The organism is Rhodococcus sp. PSBB066, from assembly GCF_017068255.1.
In the GTDB taxonomy this organism is placed as follows: domain Bacteria; phylum Actinomycetota; class Actinomycetes; order Mycobacteriales; family Mycobacteriaceae; genus Rhodococcus; species Rhodococcus aetherivorans.
Genome location: NZ_CP070859.1, coordinates 1,230,433 through 1,250,757 on the forward strand (window position 1 = coordinate 1,230,433; position 20,325 = coordinate 1,250,757).

25 protein-coding genes are annotated in these 20,325 nt (G+C 69.3%); 7 read left to right on the forward strand and 18 right to left on the reverse strand.

Features of this window, described 5'->3' with window-relative positions; translation table 11 throughout:
* Positions 1–1,176 (reverse strand): ATP-binding protein, encoded by a 1,176-nt coding sequence (locus JYA75_RS05685; protein ID WP_203329776.1) that lies wholly within the window; start codon positions 1,174–1,176, stop codon positions 1–3.
* A gap of 171 nt (positions 1,177–1,347) precedes the next feature.
* Between JYA75_RS05685 and JYA75_RS05690 the strand changes: the two genes are divergently transcribed.
* Positions 1,348–1,962, forward strand: coding sequence for a TetR family transcriptional regulator (locus JYA75_RS05690; RefSeq protein WP_050036107.1), 615 nt, complete (start codon positions 1,348–1,350; stop codon positions 1,960–1,962).
* Positions 1,959–3,593, forward strand: coding sequence for an MDR family MFS transporter (locus tag JYA75_RS05695; RefSeq protein ID WP_043799969.1), 1,635 nt, complete (start codon positions 1,959–1,961; stop codon positions 3,591–3,593). Before JYA75_RS05690 ends, JYA75_RS05695 begins: the two co-directional genes overlap by 4 nt.
* Here JYA75_RS05695 and JYA75_RS29085 read toward each other — a convergent pair.
* From JYA75_RS29085 to JYA75_RS05730, 7 genes are all read right to left on the reverse strand, one after another.
* The gene (locus JYA75_RS29085; protein ID WP_203329777.1) at positions 3,511–3,924 is read right to left on the reverse strand and encodes a sigma factor-like helix-turn-helix DNA-binding protein; all 414 of its coding nucleotides are present in this window, start codon (positions 3,922–3,924) and stop codon (positions 3,511–3,513) included. The genes JYA75_RS05695 and JYA75_RS29085 overlap by 83 nt on opposite strands.
* Positions 3,925–4,167: 243 nt before the next feature.
* On the reverse strand, positions 4,168–4,749 hold the full coding sequence (locus JYA75_RS05705) for an AAA family ATPase (protein WP_203329778.1): 582 nt from the start codon (positions 4,747–4,749) through the stop codon (positions 4,168–4,170).
* A gap of 235 nt (positions 4,750–4,984) precedes the next feature.
* The gene (locus JYA75_RS05710; protein WP_239010537.1) at positions 4,985–6,547 is read right to left on the reverse strand and encodes a CotH kinase family protein; all 1,563 of its coding nucleotides are present in this window, start codon (positions 6,545–6,547) and stop codon (positions 4,985–4,987) included.
* A complete protein-coding gene (locus JYA75_RS05715) occupies positions 6,547–7,224 on the reverse strand; it encodes a DUF4956 domain-containing protein (RefSeq protein WP_006944084.1) in 678 nt (225 codons plus the stop codon). Before JYA75_RS05715 ends, JYA75_RS05710 begins: the two co-directional genes overlap by 1 nt.
* Positions 7,225–7,293: 69 nt before the next feature.
* Complete coding sequence (locus JYA75_RS05720; RefSeq protein WP_203329779.1) at positions 7,294–8,202, reverse strand: polyphosphate polymerase domain-containing protein; 909 nt, start codon at positions 8,200–8,202, stop codon at positions 7,294–7,296.
* Positions 8,203–8,466: 264 nt separating this feature from the next.
* Positions 8,467–8,988, reverse strand: a complete 522-nt coding sequence (locus JYA75_RS05725) for a DUF1992 domain-containing protein (protein WP_203329780.1) — start codon at positions 8,986–8,988, stop codon at positions 8,467–8,469.
* 32 nt (positions 8,989–9,020) lie between these two features.
* A complete protein-coding gene (locus JYA75_RS05730) occupies positions 9,021–9,191 on the reverse strand; it encodes a hypothetical protein (RefSeq protein ID WP_155951819.1) in 171 nt (56 codons plus the stop codon).
* A 26-nt stretch (positions 9,192–9,217) separates the two neighbouring features.
* On the opposite strand from JYA75_RS05730, the gene JYA75_RS05735 reads away from it, so the two are divergent.
* A complete protein-coding gene (locus JYA75_RS05735) occupies positions 9,218–9,739 on the forward strand; it encodes a CGNR zinc finger domain-containing protein (RefSeq protein WP_006944073.1) in 522 nt (173 codons plus the stop codon).
* Between the two features lie 10 nt (positions 9,740–9,749).
* Here JYA75_RS05735 and JYA75_RS05740 read toward each other — a convergent pair whose 3' ends face one another.
* The 9 genes from JYA75_RS05740 to JYA75_RS05780 all read right to left on the reverse strand — a co-directional run bounded on the left by JYA75_RS05740 (position 9,750) and on the right by JYA75_RS05780 (position 14,828).
* Complete coding sequence (locus JYA75_RS05740; RefSeq protein WP_203329781.1) at positions 9,750–10,532, reverse strand: putative protein N(5)-glutamine methyltransferase; 783 nt, start codon at positions 10,530–10,532, stop codon at positions 9,750–9,752.
* Between the two features lie 17 nt (positions 10,533–10,549).
* Complete coding sequence (locus JYA75_RS05745; protein ID WP_203329782.1) at positions 10,550–10,840, reverse strand: GNAT family N-acetyltransferase; 291 nt, start codon at positions 10,838–10,840, stop codon at positions 10,550–10,552.
* A gap of 17 nt (positions 10,841–10,857) precedes the next feature.
* A complete protein-coding gene (locus tag JYA75_RS05750) occupies positions 10,858–11,319 on the reverse strand; it encodes a MarR family transcriptional regulator (RefSeq protein ID WP_203329783.1) in 462 nt (153 codons plus the stop codon).
* Between the two features lie 45 nt (positions 11,320–11,364).
* Complete coding sequence (locus JYA75_RS05755) at positions 11,365–11,829, reverse strand: carboxymuconolactone decarboxylase family protein (protein ID WP_203329784.1); 465 nt, start codon at positions 11,827–11,829, stop codon at positions 11,365–11,367.
* Entirely contained in the window at positions 11,826–12,302 is a 477-nt protein-coding gene (gene bfr, locus JYA75_RS05760) for a bacterioferritin (protein ID WP_006944064.1), read from the reverse strand. The genes JYA75_RS05755 and bfr overlap by 4 nt, the downstream gene beginning before the upstream one ends.
* A 46-nt stretch (positions 12,303–12,348) precedes the next feature.
* Positions 12,349–12,546 (reverse strand): (2Fe-2S)-binding protein, encoded by a 198-nt coding sequence (locus JYA75_RS05765; RefSeq protein ID WP_006944063.1) that lies wholly within the window; start codon positions 12,544–12,546, stop codon positions 12,349–12,351.
* A 181-nt stretch (positions 12,547–12,727) separates the two neighbouring features.
* Positions 12,728–13,483: an AIM24 family protein gene (locus JYA75_RS05770; protein ID WP_006944062.1), complete on the reverse strand. Its 756-nt coding sequence runs from the start codon at positions 13,481–13,483 to the stop codon at positions 12,728–12,730.
* Positions 13,480–14,181, reverse strand: coding sequence for an AIM24 family protein (locus JYA75_RS05775; protein WP_203330154.1), 702 nt, complete (start codon positions 14,179–14,181; stop codon positions 13,480–13,482). Before JYA75_RS05775 ends, JYA75_RS05770 begins: the two co-directional genes overlap by 4 nt.
* A 26-nt stretch (positions 14,182–14,207) precedes the next feature.
* Positions 14,208–14,828: an AIM24 family protein gene (locus JYA75_RS05780; RefSeq protein WP_006944059.1), complete on the reverse strand. Its 621-nt coding sequence runs from the start codon at positions 14,826–14,828 to the stop codon at positions 14,208–14,210.
* Between the two features lie 81 nt (positions 14,829–14,909).
* Between JYA75_RS05780 and JYA75_RS05785 the strand changes: the two genes are divergently transcribed.
* Together JYA75_RS05785 and JYA75_RS05790 are read left to right on the forward strand one after the other, a co-directional pair.
* Positions 14,910–15,650, forward strand: coding sequence for an IclR family transcriptional regulator (locus JYA75_RS05785; RefSeq protein ID WP_006944058.1), 741 nt, complete (start codon positions 14,910–14,912; stop codon positions 15,648–15,650).
* Positions 15,651–15,748: 98 nt separating this feature from the next.
* Positions 15,749–16,933 (forward strand): 4-hydroxybenzoate 3-monooxygenase, encoded by a 1,185-nt coding sequence (locus JYA75_RS05790; protein WP_203329785.1) that lies wholly within the window; start codon positions 15,749–15,751, stop codon positions 16,931–16,933.
* 151 nt (positions 16,934–17,084) lie between these two features.
* Here the strand turns inward: JYA75_RS05790 and JYA75_RS05795 are convergent, their stop codons facing one another.
* On the reverse strand, positions 17,085–17,777 hold the full coding sequence (locus tag JYA75_RS05795; RefSeq protein WP_203329786.1) for an SDR family NAD(P)-dependent oxidoreductase: 693 nt from the start codon (positions 17,775–17,777) through the stop codon (positions 17,085–17,087).
* 132 nt (positions 17,778–17,909) lie between these two features.
* On the opposite strand from JYA75_RS05795, the gene JYA75_RS05800 reads away from it, so the two are divergent.
* Both JYA75_RS05800 and JYA75_RS05805 read left to right on the forward strand, forming a co-directional pair.
* Positions 17,910–18,803 carry a LysR family transcriptional regulator gene (locus tag JYA75_RS05800; RefSeq protein ID WP_102800199.1) on the forward strand — a complete coding sequence of 298 codons (894 nt, stop codon included), beginning with the start codon at positions 17,910–17,912 and terminating at the stop codon, positions 18,801–18,803.
* A 146-nt stretch (positions 18,804–18,949) separates the two neighbouring features.
* Complete coding sequence (locus JYA75_RS05805; protein ID WP_203329787.1) at positions 18,950–20,314, forward strand: MFS transporter; 1,365 nt, start codon at positions 18,950–18,952, stop codon at positions 20,312–20,314.
* Positions 20,315–20,325 lie beyond the last annotated feature (11 nt).

The window sequence follows — 20,325 nt, forward strand, 5'->3', positions numbered from 1 at the left end:
CTACTCCGCCGGTTGACGGCGGATGAAGTCGGCCATACCCGGGACGGTGAAGGCGATGCGACCGTGCTCCGGTGCCCAGATCAGGCCCTTGCGGATGGCCGAGTTGCGGACGTCGCTGACGCCGGTGGCGGTCGAGCCCATCAGCTGGGCGACCTTCCCGGACCGCGGGGTCTCCTCGCCGGTGGCGGCGAGCGCGGTGAGGTAACGGCGCTCGCGGTCGGTCGCCCGGTTCCAGCGGGACGGGAAGAATCCCTCGTCGAGGTGACGCCGGCCCACCTCGACGGCGATTTCGGCATCCTCGAGCTGAAAGGGGCTGTGCGGAGCGATGTTCCAGATCGCCTTCCCGTACTCCTGGAGGAAGTACGGGTAACCGCCGCTGGCCTGGACGAGCACGGCGAGCGCGTCGTCGGTGAAGTCCCCGCCCTGACGGCGTACCGGGATGCGCAGGGCGTCGGCTGCGGCCGCCGGGGTGAGGGGGCCGATGGTGCTGTAGAGGAACTGTCGCTCCGCGTACGAGCGGTTGCCGGCCAGCACCGCGGGAAGATTGGGTAGTCCGGCGCCGATGAGGAAGAACGGCCATTCGCGCTGGCTCGCCCGGTGCTGGACGGCGAGCAGCGCCGACAGCAGATCGGAGTCGAGGTCCTGCATCTCGTCGATGAACAACCCGAATGCGCTGGATCTGGGCCGCAGTTCGGCGGTGATCGCTTCGACGAGTTCCTCGAGGTCGAGATCGATGTCGCCACTGGCTGCCGGACGCTGGTCGAGGGAGAAGCTTGCGGTCGCCGGGCCGAGGCCGAGGCCGAGGGAGAAGCCGCGGGCGAGGTCGATGAGCGGGTCGATCGCGTGCTGGATCCGGTGCTTGCGGCTGTAGCGGCGCAGTCCGACCGTCAGCTCCTGGGAGAGCTTGGCGCGGACCGCGGTGGTGCCGGCCTCGCTGGGGCGGGCCTCGATGGCGATGGTGAGCCATCCCTGCCGGTCGGCGTGCTCGACGAGGGTGTTGAGCAGGGTCGTCTTCCCGACCCCGCGCAATCCCGACAGGATCGGGCCACGGTCGTAGTTCTGCCGTTTGCTGCGGGCGACCAGGAGTTCGAACGCCCCGATCTGCTCGTCGCGCCCCTCGAGCGCCGGCGGCCGGAGTCCGGAGCCGGGCTTGAACGGATTGAGCTCGAGGTCCATGGGGCGAGTATAGAGACTTATGGAGTTCTATCTGAAGTTCTCCATAACTGACCATAACGTCCCATAGTCGCCCGCAGACACCAGGCTTCTTTGCACTCTGGGGACAATGGTGCAATCATGCACTCTATGGATGAAAGTGCAACAACTCCGTCCGGGCGGCGGAACCGCCGGATGGAGCGCACCAGAGCCGCACTCGTCGGCGAGGCGCGCGCGCTCACCGCCCGACATGGTCTTGCCGGGTTCACCGTGGAGGAACTCTGCGAGCGGGTGGAGATCTCCCGGCGCACCTTCTTCAACTACTTCCCGTCCAAGGAGGACGCGGTCCTCGGCGAGCCCCCGCTCAGCCTGACCCCCGAGGAGGAGGACGCCTTCGTGGCCGCCGGGCGGCACGACGGGGACGGCATCTCCCCCACGCTGCTCCAGGACCTCGTCGCGGTGATCCTCGCCCAGATCGGGCGCACCGACTTCACCCGCGAGCACGCGAAGCAGTACCACGACATCATCCACCGCGAGCCGCAGCTACTGCCCCGCATCCTGCACAACGGCGAGGCCCAGCTCCGGCGGTTCGCCGAGGTCGTCGCCCGGAGAGAGAACCTGCCTCCCGACGATCCGCTGCCGCGGACCGTCGTCTACGCGCTCGCCGACATCACCCGGCACACCGCCGACGAGTTCTTCGGCGACGACACCGATCGACCCTTCGCGGAGCTGCTGCTCCGCAACCTCGACATCGTCCGGCGACTGTTCGGACAGCGGCTCGACCCCATCGAAACGGCAGGAAACCCGTGACCGCAACGTCGTCCCGGCCCGCGGCACCACCGTTGGTGCTCACGCAGCGCCGGATCTGGCTCATCTTCTCCGCGCTGATCGCCGGCATGCTGCTGTCGAGCCTCGACCAGACCATCGTCTCCACCGCGATGCCGACCATCGTCGGGCAGCTCGGCGGCGTCGAACACCAGGCCTGGATCACCACCGCCTACCTGCTGGCGACCACCATCGTGATGCCGATCTACGGAAAGTTCGGCGACGTGTTCGGCCGCCGCACCCTCTTCCTCGTCGCCATCGCGGTGTTCACCCTCGCCTCCGCCGGCTGTGCCTTCGCCACCGACTTCTGGTGGTTCGTGATCTTCCGCGCGATGCAGGGCCTCGGCGGCGGCGGCCTGATGATCCTCTCCCAGGCCATCATCGCCGACATCGTCCCGGCCGACCAGCGTGGCAAGTACCTGGGTCCGCTCGGTGCGGTCTTCGGTGTGGCCGCCGTCGCCGGCCCCCTGCTCGGCGGCTTCTTCGTCGACCACCTGACCTGGCACTGGGCCTTCTACATCAACCTGCCCGTCGGCGTGCTCGCCTTCGCGATCGCCTGGTTCACCCTCACGCTGCCCACGAAGCGGCCCGAGAAGAAGGTCGACTTCCTCGGCGTGCTCACCCTCTCGGCCGCCACCACGTGCCTGATCCTGTTCACGGACTTCGGTGGCGACCGGGGCTGGACCGATCCGCTGACCCTCGCGCTCGCCGTCGGAGTGCTCGTCGCGGCAAGCCTTTTCGTCCTCGTCGAGTCCCGCGCCGAGGATCCGATCATCCCGCTGTCGCTGTTCCGCAATCCGATCTTCGTCAACGCCACCGCGATCGGCTTCACCGTGGGCCTCGGCATGTTCGCGGCGCTGGCCTTCATGCCGACGTTCCTGCAGATGTCGTCCGGCACCTCGGCCGCGGTCTCCGGCCTGCTGATGATCCCGATGATGGCCGGCCTGATGGCCACCTCGATCGCCTCCGGCATCGCGATCACGAAAACCGGTCACTACAAGGCGTATCCCATCGCCGGTGCCCTCGTCACGGCCGCCGCGATGTTGTGGCTGACCACCCTCGAAGGCAGCACGCCGCTGTGGCTGATCTGCACGATGCTGTTCACCCTCGGCCTCGGCCTGGGTCTGATCATGCAGGTGGTCGTTCTCGTGGTGCAGAACGCCGTGCCGCCCACCGAGATCGGGACCGCGACCAGCACCAACAACTACTTCCGGGAGGTGGGCGCGTCCCTCGGCGTGGCGGTCTTCGGCACGATCTTCACCAACCGGCTGGCCGAGCAGCTCACCGCCGTGTTCACCGGAGCCGGGGCCTCCCCGGAGCAGGCCGGCCAGGCGACGGCGACGCTCGATCCCGCGGCCCTGAACCAGCTGCCGGACTCCGTGCGCACCGGCGTGGTCGACGCCTACGCCGACTCCCTCGCACCGGTGTTCTGGTACCTGATCCCATTCCTGTTGGTGGCCTTCGTCATCGCGTGCTTCCTGCGGCAGATCCCGCTGTCGCACGAGGCGGGCATGGTCGCCCGCGGTGAGGCGGTCACGGAGGAACAGCTGACGCACGCGGCAGGCGCGCGACCGCACCCCGCCGAGGCCGAGGCCGGGAGTCGACCGGCCCCGTGACGGCGCCCATGCGCGCGGGGTCGGCCAGCGCCGCCCGAAGGCGGGACAACGCGCGATGCTGACCCACACGAACGGCGCCGGGCGTCGTCCGCAGGACGGCGGCGGACTCCTCCACAGACAACCCCTCGACCACCCGCAGGCGCAGGATTTCGCGTTGCCTGCGGGTGAGCGTCGAGAGCAGCGCGTCGACGTGCTGCCGCTCGCAGCGCAGCACGCGCAGCTCCGGACCGTCCCTCTCGCATACGGAGTCCGGCCGATTCCCGCGTGCGGCGGCGGTGTCGACGGCCTGGGTGGGAGTTGTCATCGAGTCGTGCCTTCCTTGCTGGGGCATGACGCATCGCGTCCGTTCACGCACCCACACAACCGGACGACCCTCGGGCGTCCATGGGAGTGAGCCTTGGATCTGCTGGGAAGTGCGCCTTCGGTGAACCCGACACGCGTCGGGGACACCGGTCACCGAGGTGCCGATGCCACTGCGGTGCCGGAGATCGTCACTGTGGTGCCGGAGATCGTCACTGTGGTGCCGGAGATCGTCACTGTGGTGCCGGAGATCGTCACTGCGTACCGGAGATCGTCACTGCGCGCACGGGGATCCGCCGCCGAGTGCGCAGCGGTCCGTCCCGTCCTGCGTCAGCAATCCGAACACCCGGCTCTTCGCATCGTCGCGAGTGGTGACGACGACGTGGTCCCACGGACCCCCGGCCGGGGCGTCGTCCTCGCGGGTGAGGTGCGGTCGCAGAGCCGTCCACCGATGCCAGTGCCGCGCGAACGACGACTCGTTCACCACGCGCCCGCGAGCGTGCTGTCCGGCCCGCGCGACATCGTGGGGCACGTCGAGGAAGACCAGCACCGGCGTCCAGCCTCGTCGCCGTGCCAGGCGGGCCGTCCAGTCGCGTCGGCGCCTGCGCGTGGCGGTGTCGTGAACGGCCACAGGCCCTTCGCTCCGGTGCGGTCCGGCCAGGAGGGTGCGCACCACGTCGAGGGTGTGCATGAGATGGACCAGTGGCCGATACCAGCGATACGGCAGGCCCGGCGGAAGCGCGGCGGCGAGGCGTTCGGCTCGGCGCTCCGGATCGAGAACGGTCAGACCCGGGATGTCGTGCTCGATCCGGCGAAGCAGGGTGCTCTTACCCGCTCCGGGAACGCCACCGGCCATCAGGAAGACGTCACCGGTGTCGCGCCCGGACGGGTGTCCCGGGTGGGGGACCGTCGGAACTGAGGTGGTTATGACGATTCCTTTCCCTGCGGGCAGATTCGTGATCGATTCTGCCGTCTCCAGGATGCCGGTAGGGACTGGGCCGACGCTGAGTCCTTCCTGAGGTCCGGCTGTGAAACCGGGCCGCACCTCGCGGCCCGGCGCTCGCGCCTCGTCCGGTCGACTGTCACGCAGCTCAGCTGTCACGCAGCTCCGGGAGCGCAGCGGTGCGCTGTTCGATCCAGGACCGCATCGAGTCCGCGCTCGACTGGAGGGAAGCGGCCGGGAGCGCGTCGCTGACAGGGACGGTCGAGACCAGGGTGTCGAGCACCTCGAGGGCGCGTCCGCTGCCGTACATCTGTTCGTGGAGGTCCCGGTAGGCGTCCTCGTAGACCTGGGTGAAGGCCTCGGATTCGAGGAACCGTGTCTTCAGGCTGTTGCCGGACTGCACCCGGCCTGCCCCCTGCCCGCCCTGCGGTGCAGCTGCGCCCGGAGGCGGCATCCCACGCGGCTGGGGCATGGTGCCGGGGTCGGCCGCGGCGGTGCCGGCCTCGCCCTGCCCGGGGCCGCCCATCGCGCCGGGTGCCATCGAGACGGTGTCGTGCGGGCCGGTGGTGGCATCGCCTTGCATGGCCAGGTTCAGGTCCCAGGACACGACGGAGAGCTTGCCCGTCTGCAGGTCGTACCAGAGGTAGTAGTTCTGGCCCGGCCCGCTCATGTCGTCACCGTTGACGAGCAGGTTCTGCGTGGCGACGTACCGCGCGAACGAGTCCACGTCCACCCACTCCGACAGGTGTGCGCCGAACTCCTCGTCGCTCGCCGAGTCCAGCCACTTCAGGAAGCTGACGACCGGCTGCAGGTTCCCCGTCCCGACCGCATTGATCTGCTCGAACTGGTCGGCGTAGTCCGACTGGTCGTCGCCGATGTACTCGAACCGCGACGACGCGTCCGCCTTGTACAGGTAGCCGTCGGAGTCGAACAGGGAGTTCGCATACGTGTCGTCGGGGTGTTCGAGCAGCAGGCGCGTGGTGGTGGCGCTGTCGTTGACCGAATAGACCGTGTACGCGTAGCGCTGCGTCGGCTGCCCGGTCTCCGCGGTCAGCGACAGGGCCATCGCCTCGTTGAGCACGGGCGAGCCGGGGCGCACCGAGATCTCGGTCATGCCCTGGTAGGCGCGGCCGCCGGCGTTCTCGTCGAAGCTGATGAGCAGCGGCAGCGACGTCGGATCGTCCTCGGACGCCTGCGACATGCCGCCCGGGCCGCCCATGGCCGCCGGATCGAATCCGTCGGGCAGCTCCATCCCCTCCGGGGGCTCGAAGCCCTCGCCGCCGGGCCCGGCGTCCTCGCCGCGCACGCCCATGAGGGTGGAGTTGCCCTTCAACCGCACCGAGACGTCGGTGATCAGCGTGCCGTCGATGGTGACATCGGCGGTGACCCACTTCTTCTCGCCGGTGCTCTGGAAGGCGGTGATCATCTCGTCGTATTCCGTGTCGGTGATCTCGACCGACAGTTCGTGCGGGACCGAGGCGTCGAACAGGTCCACCGTGCCGGTGATGTTGTCGGTGATCTCCGAGGCGATGATCGTCGGGTCGCCGGTGATGTACGGGCGGATGCGGGTCGCCCCGAACACGGTCGCCAGGATCGTCACGAACGCGACGAACACAGCCAGGAGTTTCCAGTGCCGGCGCAGCGACGTCGGGACCCGGGGCCGGAGCCGGCGCCGCGGCGGCGACTGCCCGGCGGTGGGTGTGTCGTCCATCAGATGTCCGTCTGGTCGTATCCGGTCAGGACGGTCACCCGCTGGCCGGTGTTGACCGCACTCAGGGCCGAGATCAGCTCGTTCGGCTTCGTGCCCTTCTTCAGCTGCGCGGTGTAGTACAGCTCGGTCAGCGCACCGGAGCGAACGGATTCGGTCGAGACCAGTTCGAACTCGGAGCAGTACCGGATGAGCACGTCCTCGACCAGCGCGTTGTACTCCTGCTCCGGCGGCACCTGCACCTTCACGACCTGACGCTGGACGTCGAGCTTGAACCAGTTGAACTTGTTCATGATCAGCAGCACCAGGCAGATCGCGATCGTCGCGGCGATCGCCAGCAGGTAGAAGCGGGTGCCGGTCGTCATGCCGACGGCCATCACCAGGAAGATGAAGCCTACATCGCGAGTTTCCTTGATGGCGTTGCGGAATCGAACCACCGACAGGGCGCCGACGAGTGCGAACGCGCGGGCGATGTTGGAGCCGACGACCAGCATGATCAGCGAGATCACCATGCCGACCAGCACGAGGGTCTGCACGTAGGACTGGCTGTAGGAGACGTTCCTGTGGGTGTGGCGGTAGACCCAGCCGATGATCGAGGCGAGCACGAACGACAGCGACAGCGACACGATGATGTCGAACGTCGTGAACGTCCCGCTGAGGTCTTGCAGGTCGAAATTCATGATGGTCCTGGTTCGGTGTAGGGACGGGAACGGCGCCCGTGCGGGGGACGCGGGCAGACGGTGCGGCGGTCAGCGCGCCATCGTCGAGGTCTCGAAGAGACCGGTCGGCACACGGTCGTCGAAGCCTTGCGGCAGAACGAGTTCGGGGGCGCCCATCCGGGAGCGCGGAGCGAGGCCGAACGCCTCGACGGACTGGCAGTACTTCGAGACGCGGACGACCGACATGTCCAGCCGGGCGGTCAGATCGGTCGCCCAGTACGGAACGCGTTCGTTGGCCTTCAGTTCGACGATCGCCAGCCTCGGCGGGACGACGAACCGGTTCTGTGCTCCCGAGGCGAAGTGGAAGTCGCGGTCGCGGCCGTGCACCTTGTGGTCGATCGTCACTCGCAGGCCGAGGTCGGCCTCGCGGCCGACGAACGCCTCCCGCAGGTAGCCGGTGGTCACGATCGGCCGCAGGTCGAGGTTGCCGATCAGCGTCGTCACCTCGTGGGCGAACGGGCGTTGCGAGGGTTCGCAGTCGATCTCCTGCCGTCCGTCGAGCCAGCGTCGCGCGTTCCCGTACGGCACTGCGATGCGCCGTTTCTGGGTGACGCGGTTGACGCGCTGCTTGATCTCGATGTGCACCGTCGTGTCGTCGGTGCATTCGGAAGGGTTGCCGTACAGGCGCATCCGCAGCTTGCGCCGGAACCGCAGGCCCTCGATCTTCTCCCAGTAGAACCGCAGGTCCGGCGTGTCGTAGTAGAGCGAGGTGACCGGGTACCCGCCGTGGGGCGAATACGGATCGGTGTCCATCCGCGCCGCGAGTTCCCGCCGCAGTTCGGGGACCTTCATCTCGTCGACGAAGTATTTGATCTCGTAGCGGTTGAAGGCGTGCAGCCTGCCGGCGGTCTGCTGGTAGCCGGTCGGTGCGGTGGGGACGTCCTCCGCCCGGTGCGTACCCTTCGCGGAGGACGTGCGGAATCGGTCGAACACTCCCATGGAACCGGCCTCTCGTCGGCGAACCGCTGTGCGGTGAACGCGATGCGAACGACACCAGTACAGCCGGTGACGCTCGAGGAACCTTGGGACGTTCCTGGCAGTCTGCTGGCAACGGGTACGCCGAGCGGGACGGCACTTTCGTCTCCGCGACACGAACCGACGAACGCCCCGACAATCAGCGAATGGTGGTCGCGGACGGCTGTGGACCGCGCGGCTGTGCGGTCGTGCGGATTCGGGGGAGCGAACTCGTCGCCGCTCTGCGCCTCAGGTTCCGGCGGACCGGATTCCCAGGACTCGGTGCCACCAGCGCCGACGCGGCGGCTCGGGGGCGTACTCGCGCAGCACGGCGGCCGCTGCCGCGGCCCGCTCGGCGCGTCTCGACCGCAGTTCCGCCCGGTCCGCGGCCCACTGCCGGACCACCTCCTCCGGGTCGACCCTATGGATGGGGACCAGGGGGCCGCTCGGTGCGCGCAGGCAGTCCACGATCCGCCGGTTCAGCTCCCGGACGATCTGCCGCACCGCCGGCTCGGAGGGTACGTCGAGCACGGTGCTGCGCAACCGCTCGATCTCCTTGCGCAGTTGCAGCGGGGGCGGCAGCAACGCCTCGGTGGACAGTCCTTCCCGGCGCAGATAGTCCTTCACCCACCACAGCTCGTCGTCGCTGCGATGCGGGATGGGTTTGCCGGCTCCCCTGAGGTTGTCGAAGTCGCCCCGCTCCTGCGCGACGCGGATCTGACGTTCGATCCACGACTCGAAGGTGATGTCCGGCCGCTTGCGCTCGGTCATGGAGGCGATTGTCCTCCGCGGGGCGCCGGGTTTCACGGTCGCGGGGTGACCGGGACCGTCGCCGACACGCCGATCGGATCGGCGACGAGGGGCGTCGCGACCATGTGCCAGCGGCCGCACGCGCAGCGCTGGTAGCGCACCACGCCTTCGCTCGTCGGGTGGCGGGAGACCTCGGTCCAGTGGTGGCGATGGGATGTCTGCATGCCACCCAGCGTGATGTAATGGCATTGTGCATCTCAACCCTTACGGCGAGTATGCCGTGCGGCTCGCCGCGGATCTGGTGAACGACCCGCCCGTGACCGTCGACGCGCTGGTGCAGCGCTGCGTCGAGGCGGGCCTGGTGATCGACTTCCCGGTCGGTGCCGACGACCTGCTCGGCGTCGGCGCGATGCTCGGACGCTGGTGCCGCGTCGTCGACGCGACCGGGGACGCCGAGCGCGCCGCGCTGGTCAACGAGATGCTTGCCGCCGCATCGGCGTACCCGCGCATGACGAACCACGCCGGCGACGGCTGGCACCTGCACTACCGGGACGACCAGCATTCCCTCGCCGGTGTCGTCGAGGCCCTCGTCTCCGTGGGAACGGCCCTGCACCTGGTGGGCCGGGGCATGCACCGCCTCGGCCGCTGCGCCCTCGACGAGTGCGACCACGTCTACGCGGACACCTCCCGCAACGGGCGGCAGCGGTACTGCTCGCCGCGGTGCGCGAACCGCGACGCCGTGCGCCGGCACCGGGCCGCGCACGTCGGGTGAGCCCGGACGATCAGCGCGGAGCGGTGCCGACGACGACGGTCGCGAACGCGTCGTCGCTGTGTACCACCTGCGGGATCAGCCCGCTGCGGGCGAAGCACTCGGCGATCCCGGCGGCCTGCCGCTCGCTCGATTCGACCAGCAGGTGCCCGCCCGGTGCCAGCCATCGCCCGGCCGTCGCGGCCACCCGCCGCAGCACGTCGAGGCCGTCGGCGCCCCCGTCGAGGGCGATGCGGTCCTCGTGGTCCCGGGCCTCGGCGGGCAGCAGCGTCAGGTCCGCGGTCGGTACGTACGGCACGTTCGCGAGCAGGAGATGGACGCGCCCGCACAGCACCTCGGGGAGCGGGTCGTAGAGGTCGCCCTCGTACACCCGGCCGCCGAGCGCGGCGACGTTGCGGCCCGCGCACCGCACCGCGGCGGGATCGAGGTCCGTCGCATGCAGGTCCACCCCGGCAACGGCCGTCGCCACCGCGGCACCCAGGGCCCCCGAGCCGCAGCACAGGTCGACGACGACGGCGCCGGGCAGGGCGAGAGCGACGGCGCGATCGACGAGGAACTCGCTGCGCCGGCGCGGCACGAACACCCGGGGGTCCAGGAGGATGCGCAGGCCGTGGAACTCGGTCCAGCCGAGGATGTGCTCGAGCGGCTCGCCGGCGGCGCGCCGGTCCACCATGCCGGCGAGCTCGCCGGGCGTGCCGGCGGCCTCGACAAGCAGCCGCGCCTCCTCCTCCGCGAACACGCAACCCGCGCGCCGCAGGGTGGCCGCGACGGCGGAGGGATCCGGCGGAGTCGGCATGCGGCCGTGTCCCGGTCTCAGTCGGCGAGATCCTTGTATTCGGGGTGCTTGTCGATGAAGCCGTCGACGAACGGGCAGATCGCCACCACCCGCTTGCCGCGGGCACGCACGTCGTCGAGCGCGAACCGCACCAGCGTGCTCGACAGGCCCTGGCCCGAGTAGGCGCGGTCGACCTCGGTGTGGTCGAACACGAGTTCAACGTCGCCGTCGGGGTGGTACTGGGTGTAGCCGACGACGGTGTCGCCGTCGCGCAGTTCGTAGCGCTGTTGCTGCGGATTGTGGACGGCGACGACGGACGGGTCGCTCATGGCATTCCTCCGGCTGTTCAGGTGTTGTCGAGCAGGTGCGCGCGCATCGCGGTGTACGTGTTACCGAAGCGGGTCACGTCCTGAGGGCTGAGCAGGTCGAACACGTAGGAGCGTACGGCCTCGACGTGTCCGGGGCTGGCCTGGGCCAGCTTCGCGGCGCCGGCCTCGGTGAGTTCGGCCAGCATGCCGCGCTTGTCCTCGTCGCATTCGACGCGTTGCACCCAGCCGGCGTCGACGAGGCGGCTGATCGCGCGGGTGACGCCGCTGCGGGTCGTGACGACGGCGTCGGCGAGGGCGCGCATGCGCAGCCGCCGGTCGGGGGCCTCCGAGAGGGCGACCAGCAGTTCGTAGTCGGTGAGGGACATCCCGGAGTCCTGGGTGAGCTGCTTGTCCAGGGCACTCATCAGCAGCCGGGTGCTGTCGAGGTAGGCGCGCCAGGTGCGCTGCTCGTCGTCGCTGAGCCACCGGGTCTTCGTCATCCGTCGAGAATAACCGGGTGGTTGCTCAGGAAATCAATTCGGCCGTCACTGTTGCGGGGGACGTACCGGGTGCCGGCTGACGATGGAGATCCGGTTGAACGCGTTCATCGCCACGGCAACCCACGCGATCGCGGAGAGTTCGTCCTCGGTGAGCCGGGCGCGCGCGAAGTCGTAGTCCCGGTCCTGCAGGTGACTGTCGGGCAGCGTGGTGATCGACTCGGCGAGGGCGAGAGCGGCCTGCTCCTGCTCGGTGAACAGGTCCGTCTCCCGCCAGGCCCGCAGCACCGCGAGTCGCTGGGTGGTCTCGCCCTCGCGCAGGGCGTCCCGGACGTGCACGTCCAGGCAGTAGGCGCAGCCGTTCATCTGGGAGACGCGTACGTTCACCAGCTCCACGAGCCGACGCTCGAGTCCGGCGTCGGCCGTGGCCTGGCGGATCGCTTTGGCTACCTCGATCTGCGCCCGGTACACCGGGCGGGTCTGCTTGTCGATCGGGATGCGCGCCTCGCTCACTCCGGCGGCGATACGTGCACGGAGATGTAGAGGGCTTCGCCGAGCTGCTCGAGCAGGCCCAGCTGGGTCTCCAGGTAGTCGATGTGCTCTTCCTCGTTCGCGAGGATCTCCTCGAAGATGCGGGCCGAGGTGATGTCGCTGACCGAGCGCATGTACTCGGAGCCCTTGCGGAGGCGGTCGCGGGCCTCGATCTCGACCTGCAGGTCGGCCTCGAACATCTCCTTGACCGTCTCGCCGAGCCGCAGCGTGCCGAGCCGCTGGTAGTTGGGCAGGCCCTCGAGGAACAGGATCCGGTCGGTGAGGGTTTCGGCGTGCCGCATCTCCTCGAAGGATTCGGCGCGGGTGTGCGCGGCGAGCTTGGTCCAGCCGTTGTTGTCCTGCATCTTCGAGTGCAGGAAATACTGGTTGATCGCCGTGAGCTCGGCGGTGAGCTGCTCGTTGAGGTACTCGATGACCTTCTTGTCGCCCTTCATGGCGCCTCCCGGGGACCGAACGCGGATCGACCGCCGGGGTAGGGGTCTAGACGGCGGTCTCGAGTTCGATCCTCTCATCCCGCTCGCGGGATGCGCGAACGATCGCCGAGATATTTCGGACGCACCGTCCGCAGTCGGTGCCGGCGCGGCAGGCCGCGCCGATCTCGCGGGTGCAGCGCGCCCCGGCAGCGATGTGGGCCTCGATGTGCCGGTGCGAGAGAGCGTGGCAGCTGCAGACGATCATCGAGACCCTCCTGGACGTACTACTTAGGTTCACCAAACCTTACCTCAATGAGGTGTGGCTTACCTGTGAGCGTAGTCACAATCCGGCCTCGGGCGCCCCGGGCAAGTGCCCAGTCCCGGCCCGGGGTGCCCTGAGGCCGGTGCTGCCGGGCTCAGGGCTGCCGAGTTCAGGGCTGCCGAGTTCAGTGCTGCTGTGACTGCAACTGCGACGCCACCACCTGGTTGATCCGCTGCAGACCGCCGGGGGTCAGACCCGGTAGCTGTCCCTCGATGGTCCGGACGATCGCGCTGTCGTCGATCACCTTCTCGCTGGACTGGATGAGCACGGTCCCGGCGCCCGTGAAGTCGAACTGCCGCTCCTCCCCGGACTGCACACCGAACATGCGCGCCCCCGCCGCCACGAAGCCGTTGACCCACGCCTCGTCGTAGTGGTGGCTCGGCGACGGGCAGTCCGCCCACCCGACGAGCGCCTCGGGATCGACCCGCAGCGGCGGCTCGGCGAACATCACGGGCCCGTTCGACGACGCGAGGAACTTGCCCGTCCCGATCAGCGTGAGGAAGCCCGGCACGATCGACTGGTTCAGCGACAGCCCGGGCTCGAACGCGAGCAGGTTCGCGGCCCGGATGGTGAGGTTGCCGTCGTCGAGGTCGTAGGAGTTGATGTCGTACCCACGGTCACCGAGGATCAGCTTCCCGTACCCCTCGGCGACGACGTAGTCGCCCATGTACAGCGGGGCCGAGAACTGGTGCGCCACCATCTGCAGCAGCTGCCCCTGCAGTCCGTGGGTGAGCGAGGTGAACTGCACCTGCCCGTAGTAGGCGATCATCGCGCCCTTGGACAGGAACCACGGGCTCTGCAGGTCGATGCAGAAGGCGTAGTGGTTGCCGGGCAGGTTGTCGCTGCCGACGAGGTGGGACGGGTTCAGGACGACGCTCACAGTTTCTCCTCCGACGCTTGCACGTAGACGATGCCCTGACCGGTGCATTCGAGCTGGAGGCCCTCGCCGCCGCTGCGCCCCGCGGTGCGCCAGCTCATCGCGGACTTCAGTTCCGTCCGCACCGGTCCGCGGGCGGCGATGAAGGACTGCGGGTCGACGACGACCGGGGCCGGCCCGCCGACCTGCAGCTCGAGGAATCCACCGTGCCCGAGCAGCACCGCGGCCCCGCGCCCGGACAGCTGGGTGGTGAACATGCCGGTGCCGGTCACCATGCCGGTGGCCGCGCTGCGCAGCGCGCCCAGGAAGCCGCCACCGCCACCGCCGCCCCCGGTCGGGGGCGCCGACATCGACACCACCGAGCTCTGCAGGCTCGCGGTGTACCCCAGCAGCCGCGACGCCTCCACCCGCAGCTCGCCGCCCGCGGACAGGTCCACCACGTGCACCTCGAGGCCGCGGAAGCCGTAGTGCACCACGCCGTTGCCCTGCGCGAGCATCGTGCGTTCGTGCTCGCCCTGCATCATCCGTCCCGCCATCCCGGCGATCCCGCCCATGCCCGGCATCCCACCGGCCCCGGGTACCTGGTGCGGAGCGAACTGCACCATGCCGGTGTAGAACAGCATCGCGCCGCGACGGGCGACGACCGGCCCGGACTGGTTCAGATCGACCTTGACGACCTTGCCGTTGATCTTCGAGAACACCGCTGTCTCCGTCATCGCTGCCTCCCTCACCGCTCCGCCGGCTGGATGGACACGACGCCCATGCCGTCCCACCGCAGCGAGAACGCCTCGCCGCTGCCCTGACCGACGAACGTGCGCCACGAGACGTCGGTGACGAACGACTGGCTCAACTGTCCCTTCGCGCACACGAACGCGTCCGGGTCGACGACGAGCGGGTACTGCGGCGAGACCTCGAGGTGGATCAGTGGGCCACCGGCCGACAGCAGCGCGACCTGCCCGCTGCCGGTGACCGTCGTGGTGAACAGGCCCTGGCCGCTCATGTTGCCGCGCACCCCGGCGAACGTGACGTTCGTGGTGAGGTTGCCGTTCAGGGCGAGCAGTTGCTCCGACTCGACCTGCAGCGTCTCGTTGTTCAACTCGAGCACCGTGACGTCCTGCCCCTGGTGGGCGAGATAGACCACGCCGTTGCCGGCGCACTCCATCAGCGACAGGCCCTCACCCGTGGCCCGCTGCCGCAGGCCGGCCAGCACGCCCTCGCCGCCGCCGAATCCGGCCGACTTGAACTGCACCTGGCCCTCGTACGCCACCATCGACCCCGACAGTGCCCGGATGCTGGTGTTGTTCAGGTGCGCCTCTATGACCCGTTTCGATCTCTCGACCAGTCGCATGCGCGAACACGATAGACGCTCGGCCGCCGGTGCGCCCTTCCGGCTCGCGCCCGCCCGATGCGGACACCCCACAATGGGTGCGTGCCCGATGTTCCCGACCGGACCCTGCTCGGCCGCGCCTTCGCCGTGCTGGGCGCGTTCACCGCCGAGCGCCCGCGCCTGACCCAGTCGGAACTGAGCCGCCGGACCGGGCTTCCCCTGCCGACGGTGTTCCGGCTGTGCGGCCAGCTCGTCGACGCCGGGGCACTCGAACGCCGTGCGGACGGCAGCTATCAGGTCGGGGTGCGGGTGTGGGAGCTCGGCGCCCTCGCGCCCCGCGCGCACGGCCTGCGCCAGGTGGCGATGCCCTATCTCGAGGACCTGTTCGATGCGACCCGGGAGAACGTGCAGCTGGTCGTCCGGGAGGGGCTCGAGGCGCTCTACGTCGAGCGGTTGTCGGCGCGCGGTGCCGTGGCCGTGGTCGGCCGGGCGGGCGGCCGGCTGCCGCTGCACGCGTCGAGCGGTGGGCTGGTGCTGCTCGCCCACGGCGGGCCCGAGCTGCTGCAGGAGGTGCTCGATGCCGGGCTCGAACGGTTCACCCCCGCCACGATCACCGACGAGGCCCGGTTGCGGCGCGTGCTCGACGGCGTCCGCCGCACCGGCATCGTGATCTGCCGCGAATACCTGAACGTGGGCACGATGGCGATGGCGGCACCGATCCGGGAGCGTTCCGGCCGGGTCGTCGCGGCGATATCGGTGGTGGTGTCGATCGATGCGGATCCCGCGCCGTTGATCCCGGCCATGCGAGCGGCGGCGAGCGGCATCTCCCGGCGGCTGACCTGAAAACCGTCTTTCGCTGAGTGAAAGTGGGGGGTGACGACGTGGACCTTCCTTCGGGACAGTGAGGGTCGTCACCGCTTCCCGATCCCGAGGAGTCCCCCATGAGCGAATCCCGCACCCAGGTCGCCGTCGTCGGCGCCGGCCCCGCCGGGCTGATGCTGTCGCACCTGCTGCACCTGCGTGGCATCGAGTCCGTCGTGCTCGAGGCGCGCTCGCGGGAGGACATCGAGGCCACCATCCGCGCCGGCGTGCTCGAGCAGAACACCGTCGACCTCATGGTCGAGACCGGCGTCGGCGACCGGCTGAAGGCCGAGGGTTACGAGCACCACGGCGTGGAGTTCCGTTTCGGCGGCAGGGGGCACCGCATCGCGTTCGACGAACTCGTCGGGCGCGCGGTCACCGTCTACCCGCAGCACGAGGTCAACAAGGACCTCATCGCCCGCCGTCTCGCCGACGGTGGCGACCTCCGCTTCGGTGTCTCCGACGTGCAGGTCCACGACCACCTCACCGATCGGCCGTACCTGACCTACACCGACGCGCAGGGCAACCCGCAGCGCCTCGACGCGCTGCTCGTCGCCGGCTGCGACGGCTCGCGCACCGGCACCCGCGGTCTGATTCCGGCCCCGCAGGTGCGTACCGACCACTTCCGGCAGTACCCGTTCGCCTGGCTCGGCATCCTCGCCGAGGCGCCCCGCTCGTCGGAGGAACTGATCTACGCCCGGCACGAGCGGGGCTTCGCACTGATCTCCACCCGCACCGCCGACGTGCAGCGGCACTACCTGCAGGTGGACCCGGACGACGACGTCGCCAACTGGTCCGACGACCGCATCTGGAGCGAACTGCACGCCCGGGTCGACGGGGAGGGTGCCGAGATCAAGGACGGCCGGATCTTCGAGAAGTCGATCCTGCAGTTCCGCAGCTTCGTGTGCGAGCCCATGCAGCACGGCAACCTGTTCCTCGCCGGCGATGCCGCGCACACCGTCCCGCCGACCGGCGCCAAGGGGCTCAACCTCGCGGTCGCGGACGTGTTCGTGCTGGCCCGTTCGATGGACGAGTACCTCACCCGCGGTGAACGCGGCCGGCTCGACGGTTACACCGCGGAAGTGCTGCCGCGCGTGTGGCGGGCCCAGCACTTCTCGTGGTGGATGTCGTCGATGCTGCACGCCCACCCCGGCAGCGGCCCGTTCGACAACAAGCGCCAGGACGCCGAGCTCGACGCGATCACCCGTTCCGTCGCCGGACGCACCCTGATCGCCGAGCAGTACACCGGGTGGCCCCTGGTCTGACGCGCCGACGCCCTCCGCGCGCAGCCTGCTCCGGGTCGAACGGGAGCTTGTCGCGCCGAGCGGGCCGGGACGGCGGCGCCGGCCGAGTAGCTTCGACGACAAGTTCCCGCTGGACGCCGAAACCTCCCGCTCGTCGGCCGAGTGCGGACCGTCAGTACGACGCGCGGCCGCCGCTCGCGTCGTATACGGCGCCGGTCGAGAAGCTCAGCGCGTCCGAGGAGAGCCAGGCGACGAGTTCGGCGATCTCGTCCGGCCGGCCCATCCGGGCCATCGGCGTCAGGCTCTGCGACCGCGCCAGGATCGCCGGGTCCGTTCCGGCGTTCATCGGGCTCTCCACCGCCGCGGGCGCAACCACGTTGGCGAGCACCCCGGTCGTCGCGATCTCCTTGCCGAGCGACTTCGTCAGCGCGATCACCGCGGCCTTGGACGCCGAGTAGGCGCTCTGCTTCGGATTGCCGTCCTTGGCCGCGATGCTCGCCAGGTTCACGACCCGGCCCCAGCCGGCGCCGATCATCGCGGGAACGAAGGCGCGGCACGCGAGGAACGTGCCGTCGACGTTGATGCGGAACGTGCGGTGCCAGTCGGACAGCTCGGTGTCGACCAGCGGCGCCGACGGTCCCACGACGCCGGCGCTGTTGACGAGGATGTCCACCCGGCCCAGGCGTTCTCGCAGCCGTTCGACGGCGACGGGGTCGGTGACGTCGACGCGTTCGTCGGCGCCGTCCGCGATGTCGGCGGTGACGACCCGGACGCCCGCGGCGGACAGCCGCCTCGCGCAGGCCGCGCCGATTCCGCTCGCCCCGCCGGTGACGAGCGCGGTCGCGCCCGAGGGATAGGTCACCATACGGCTGCTCCTCGCCGGTGTGTGGATAGTAGTCTGAATCCATGTGCGAAATCGAAACAATCGGAGACGCACCATGTATGAATCTGGATATACGGCTGTAGGTGCAGTCGTCAAGTCCCCGAAGGGATCGACATGGAGATCCGCTGGCTTCAGGCCTTCGTCGCCGTCGCGGAGGAGCTGCACTTCGGCCGGGCCGCCGCCCGCTTGCAGATGGCGCAGTCACCCCTGAGTCAGACGGTGCGCAAGCTCGAGAAGGACCTCGGTGTGCCGTTGTTCGAGCGCAATACGCGCAGCGTCGCCCTCACGGCGGGCGGTCACGCCTTCCTGCCCCACGCCTACCACATCCTCGAAAGCGTCGAGACGGCACGGCAGGCCACGCGCGCGTCCGCCGGCGGCGTGTACGGCCGCATCAAGATCGGGTTCACCGGTGTGCTGAACCATCTTTCGCTCCCGCCGCTGACCCGGGCGCTGCGACAGCGTTACCCGGACATCGAGCTCGACCTCGTCGGCCGCATCATGACCCGCGAGGCGGTCACCCAATTGGAGAGTGGCGCATTGGATCTCGCGTTCGTCGGGCTGCCGGTCCAGTCCACGGCGGTGGCCACCCGGCTGATCCGCCGCGAGTCGTTCGGTGCCGTGCTGCCCTCCGACCACCCGCTCGCCGGAGAGCAGGAGATCGACCTGCACGAACTCGCGGACGACGGCTTCATCACCACCCCGTTGTCGGCGGGGTCGGCCCTGCAGGAGAGCGCCATGCGTGCGTGCCTCGACGCGGGGTTCCGCCCGCGCGTGGTCCAGGAGATCACCGACCCGTACATGATCCTGGTGCTCGTCTCGGCCGGCGTGGGGGTGGCGTTGATGACGTCGAGCATCGCGACGATCACGCCGCCGGGCACGGTCTTCGTCCCCCTCGCCGGAGAATCCGTCTACATGCACCACGGGATCGGCTGGTCGCCCCGGCGCGTGTCACCGGCGCTCGAGGTGGCCTTGAAGGTCGCCGAGGAGATTCTTCCGACGCCCGATTGAGACGATAAGGGTCTTTATCTGAGACTTTTTCAGTGTTGGACGCTGCATAGTGCGGCGTGTCACGCTCGTCTCGTTCCGGCGACTGTGAGGGCCATCACCGAATGGCCGACTCGGCGTCCGTCGGATCCTGGGACGAAAGGAACGCCATGGCGAACACGCACGCTGCCGGCCCCGACGGACGACCGAACGAGAACGCCCGCCGGGCGGCCATCTCCGGTTTCCTGGGCAGCACCCTGGAGTACTACGACTTCTTCATCTACGGCTCCGCCGCAGCCCTCGTCTTCGGGAAGATCTTCTTTCCCGGCGACGGAGCCACCTCGACGCTGCTGTCGATCAGCACCCTCGGCGTCGCATACATCGCCCGCCCGCTCGGCGCCGTGCTGTGGGGGCACTGGGGCGACAAGTTCGGCCGGCGCAACGCCCTCCTGGCCTGCCTGATGCTGATGGGCATCGCCACGTTCGTCATCGGCTGCCTGCCCACCTACGAGCAGATCGGCATCGCCGCGCCGGTGATCCTGGTGCTGCTGCGCCTGCTGCAGGGCCTGTCGGCCGGTGGTGAATCCCCGGGCTCGTCGTCCCTGACGCTCGAGCACGCCCCGGCGCACCGGCGCTCGTTCTTCACGTCGTTCACCATGAGCGGCATCATGTTCGGCATCGTCATCTCGAGCCTCGTGTTCATTCCGGTGGCATCGCTGCCCGACGAGGCGCTGTACTCGTGGGGCTGGCGGGTGCCGTTCTGGCTCAGCATCGTCGTCACGGTGGTCGCGGTGTGGCTGCGCCGCAAGCTCGACGAGCCCGAGGTGTTCGAGGAACTCCAGGAGAACGGCGAGACCGCCACCCTGCCGGTCGTCGAGATGTTCCGCTCGCACTGGCGCACCGTCCTGCGGATCAGCCTCAGCGCCACGTTCGCCATGATCAACACGATCGTCAACGTCTTCGCACTCGCCTACGCCGTGCAGGTCGAAGGCTTCGAGCGCTCCACGATGCTGTGGGCGATCGCCGCCGCCAACTTCGTGGCGGTACTCAGCCAGCCCGTGGCCGGGCTCCTCGCGGACCGGATCGGCCGCAAGCCGGTGTTCGTGTTCGGTGCCCTCGGCTCGGGCGCGATGGTGTTCGCCTTCTTCCACGCCATCGGAACCGGCAGCACGCCACTGGTGTTCGCCTCGGGGATCGTGCTGATCGGCTTCTTCTACGCCATGCCGAACGGTGTCTACCCGGCCTACTTCCCGGAGCAGTTCCCGGCCCGGGTCCGGTACACGGGCATGGCCGTGAGCCTCATGCTCGGTCTGCTCGTCGCCGGATTCACGCCCGCCGTCGCGCAGATTCTCTCGGCGGGGGACACCAGCAACTGGGCCCCGGTCGCCTGGATGTGCCTGGGCTTCGCGGTGCTGTCGTCGATCGCCGCCCTCACCGGTCCGGAGACCTACCGCACCCCCACCGAGGACCTGGGCGAGCGTCGCTCGGCGCCGGCGGCGCGACCGGCGCAGGAACTCGTCCGCAGCGACGTCTGACCGGCCACCGA

Bases quoted from the DNA above. Each gene is read 5' to 3' on its own strand.
- JYA75_RS05685 (WP_203329776.1), bottom strand. From the start codon at position 1,176: ATGGACCTCGAGCTCAATCCGTTCAAGCCCGGCTCCGGACTCCGGCCG.
- JYA75_RS05690 (WP_050036107.1), top strand. From the start codon at position 1,348: ATGGAGCGCACCAGAGCCGCACTCGTCGGCGAGGCGCGCGCGCTCACC.
- JYA75_RS29085 (WP_203329777.1), bottom strand. From the start codon at position 3,924: ATGCCCCAGCAAGGAAGGCACGACTCGATGACAACTCCCACCCAGGCC.
- JYA75_RS05705 (WP_203329778.1), bottom strand. From the start codon at position 4,749: ATGGCCGGTGGCGTTCCCGGAGCGGGTAAGAGCACCCTGCTTCGCCGG.
- JYA75_RS05710 (WP_239010537.1), bottom strand. From the start codon at position 6,547: ATGGACGACACACCCACCGCCGGGCAGTCGCCGCCGCGGCGCCGGCTC.
- JYA75_RS05715 (WP_006944084.1), bottom strand. From the start codon at position 7,224: ATGAATTTCGACCTGCAAGACCTCAGCGGGACGTTCACGACGTTCGAC.
- JYA75_RS05720 (WP_203329779.1), bottom strand. From the start codon at position 8,202: ATGGGAGTGTTCGACCGATTCCGCACGTCCTCCGCGAAGGGTACGCAC.
- JYA75_RS05725 (WP_203329780.1), bottom strand. From the start codon at position 8,988: ATGACCGAGCGCAAGCGGCCGGACATCACCTTCGAGTCGTGGATCGAA.
- JYA75_RS05730 (WP_155951819.1), bottom strand. From the start codon at position 9,191: ATGCAGACATCCCATCGCCACCACTGGACCGAGGTCTCCCGCCACCCG.
- JYA75_RS05740 (WP_203329781.1), bottom strand. From the start codon at position 10,532: ATGCCGACTCCGCCGGATCCCTCCGCCGTCGCGGCCACCCTGCGGCGC.
- JYA75_RS05745 (WP_203329782.1), bottom strand. From the start codon at position 10,840: ATGAGCGACCCGTCCGTCGTCGCCGTCCACAATCCGCAGCAACAGCGC.
- JYA75_RS05750 (WP_203329783.1), bottom strand. From the start codon at position 11,319: ATGACGAAGACCCGGTGGCTCAGCGACGACGAGCAGCGCACCTGGCGC.
- bfr (WP_006944064.1), bottom strand. From the start codon at position 12,302: ATGAAGGGCGACAAGAAGGTCATCGAGTACCTCAACGAGCAGCTCACC.
- JYA75_RS05765 (WP_006944063.1), bottom strand. From the start codon at position 12,546: ATGATCGTCTGCAGCTGCCACGCTCTCTCGCACCGGCACATCGAGGCC.
- JYA75_RS05780 (WP_006944059.1), bottom strand. From the start codon at position 14,828: ATGCGACTGGTCGAGAGATCGAAACGGGTCATAGAGGCGCACCTGAAC.
- JYA75_RS05790 (WP_203329785.1), top strand. From the start codon at position 15,749: ATGAGCGAATCCCGCACCCAGGTCGCCGTCGTCGGCGCCGGCCCCGCC.
- JYA75_RS05795 (WP_203329786.1), bottom strand. From the start codon at position 17,777: ATGGTGACCTATCCCTCGGGCGCGACCGCGCTCGTCACCGGCGGGGCG.
- JYA75_RS05800 (WP_102800199.1), top strand. From the start codon at position 17,910: ATGGAGATCCGCTGGCTTCAGGCCTTCGTCGCCGTCGCGGAGGAGCTG.
- JYA75_RS05805 (WP_203329787.1), top strand. From the start codon at position 18,950: ATGGCGAACACGCACGCTGCCGGCCCCGACGGACGACCGAACGAGAAC.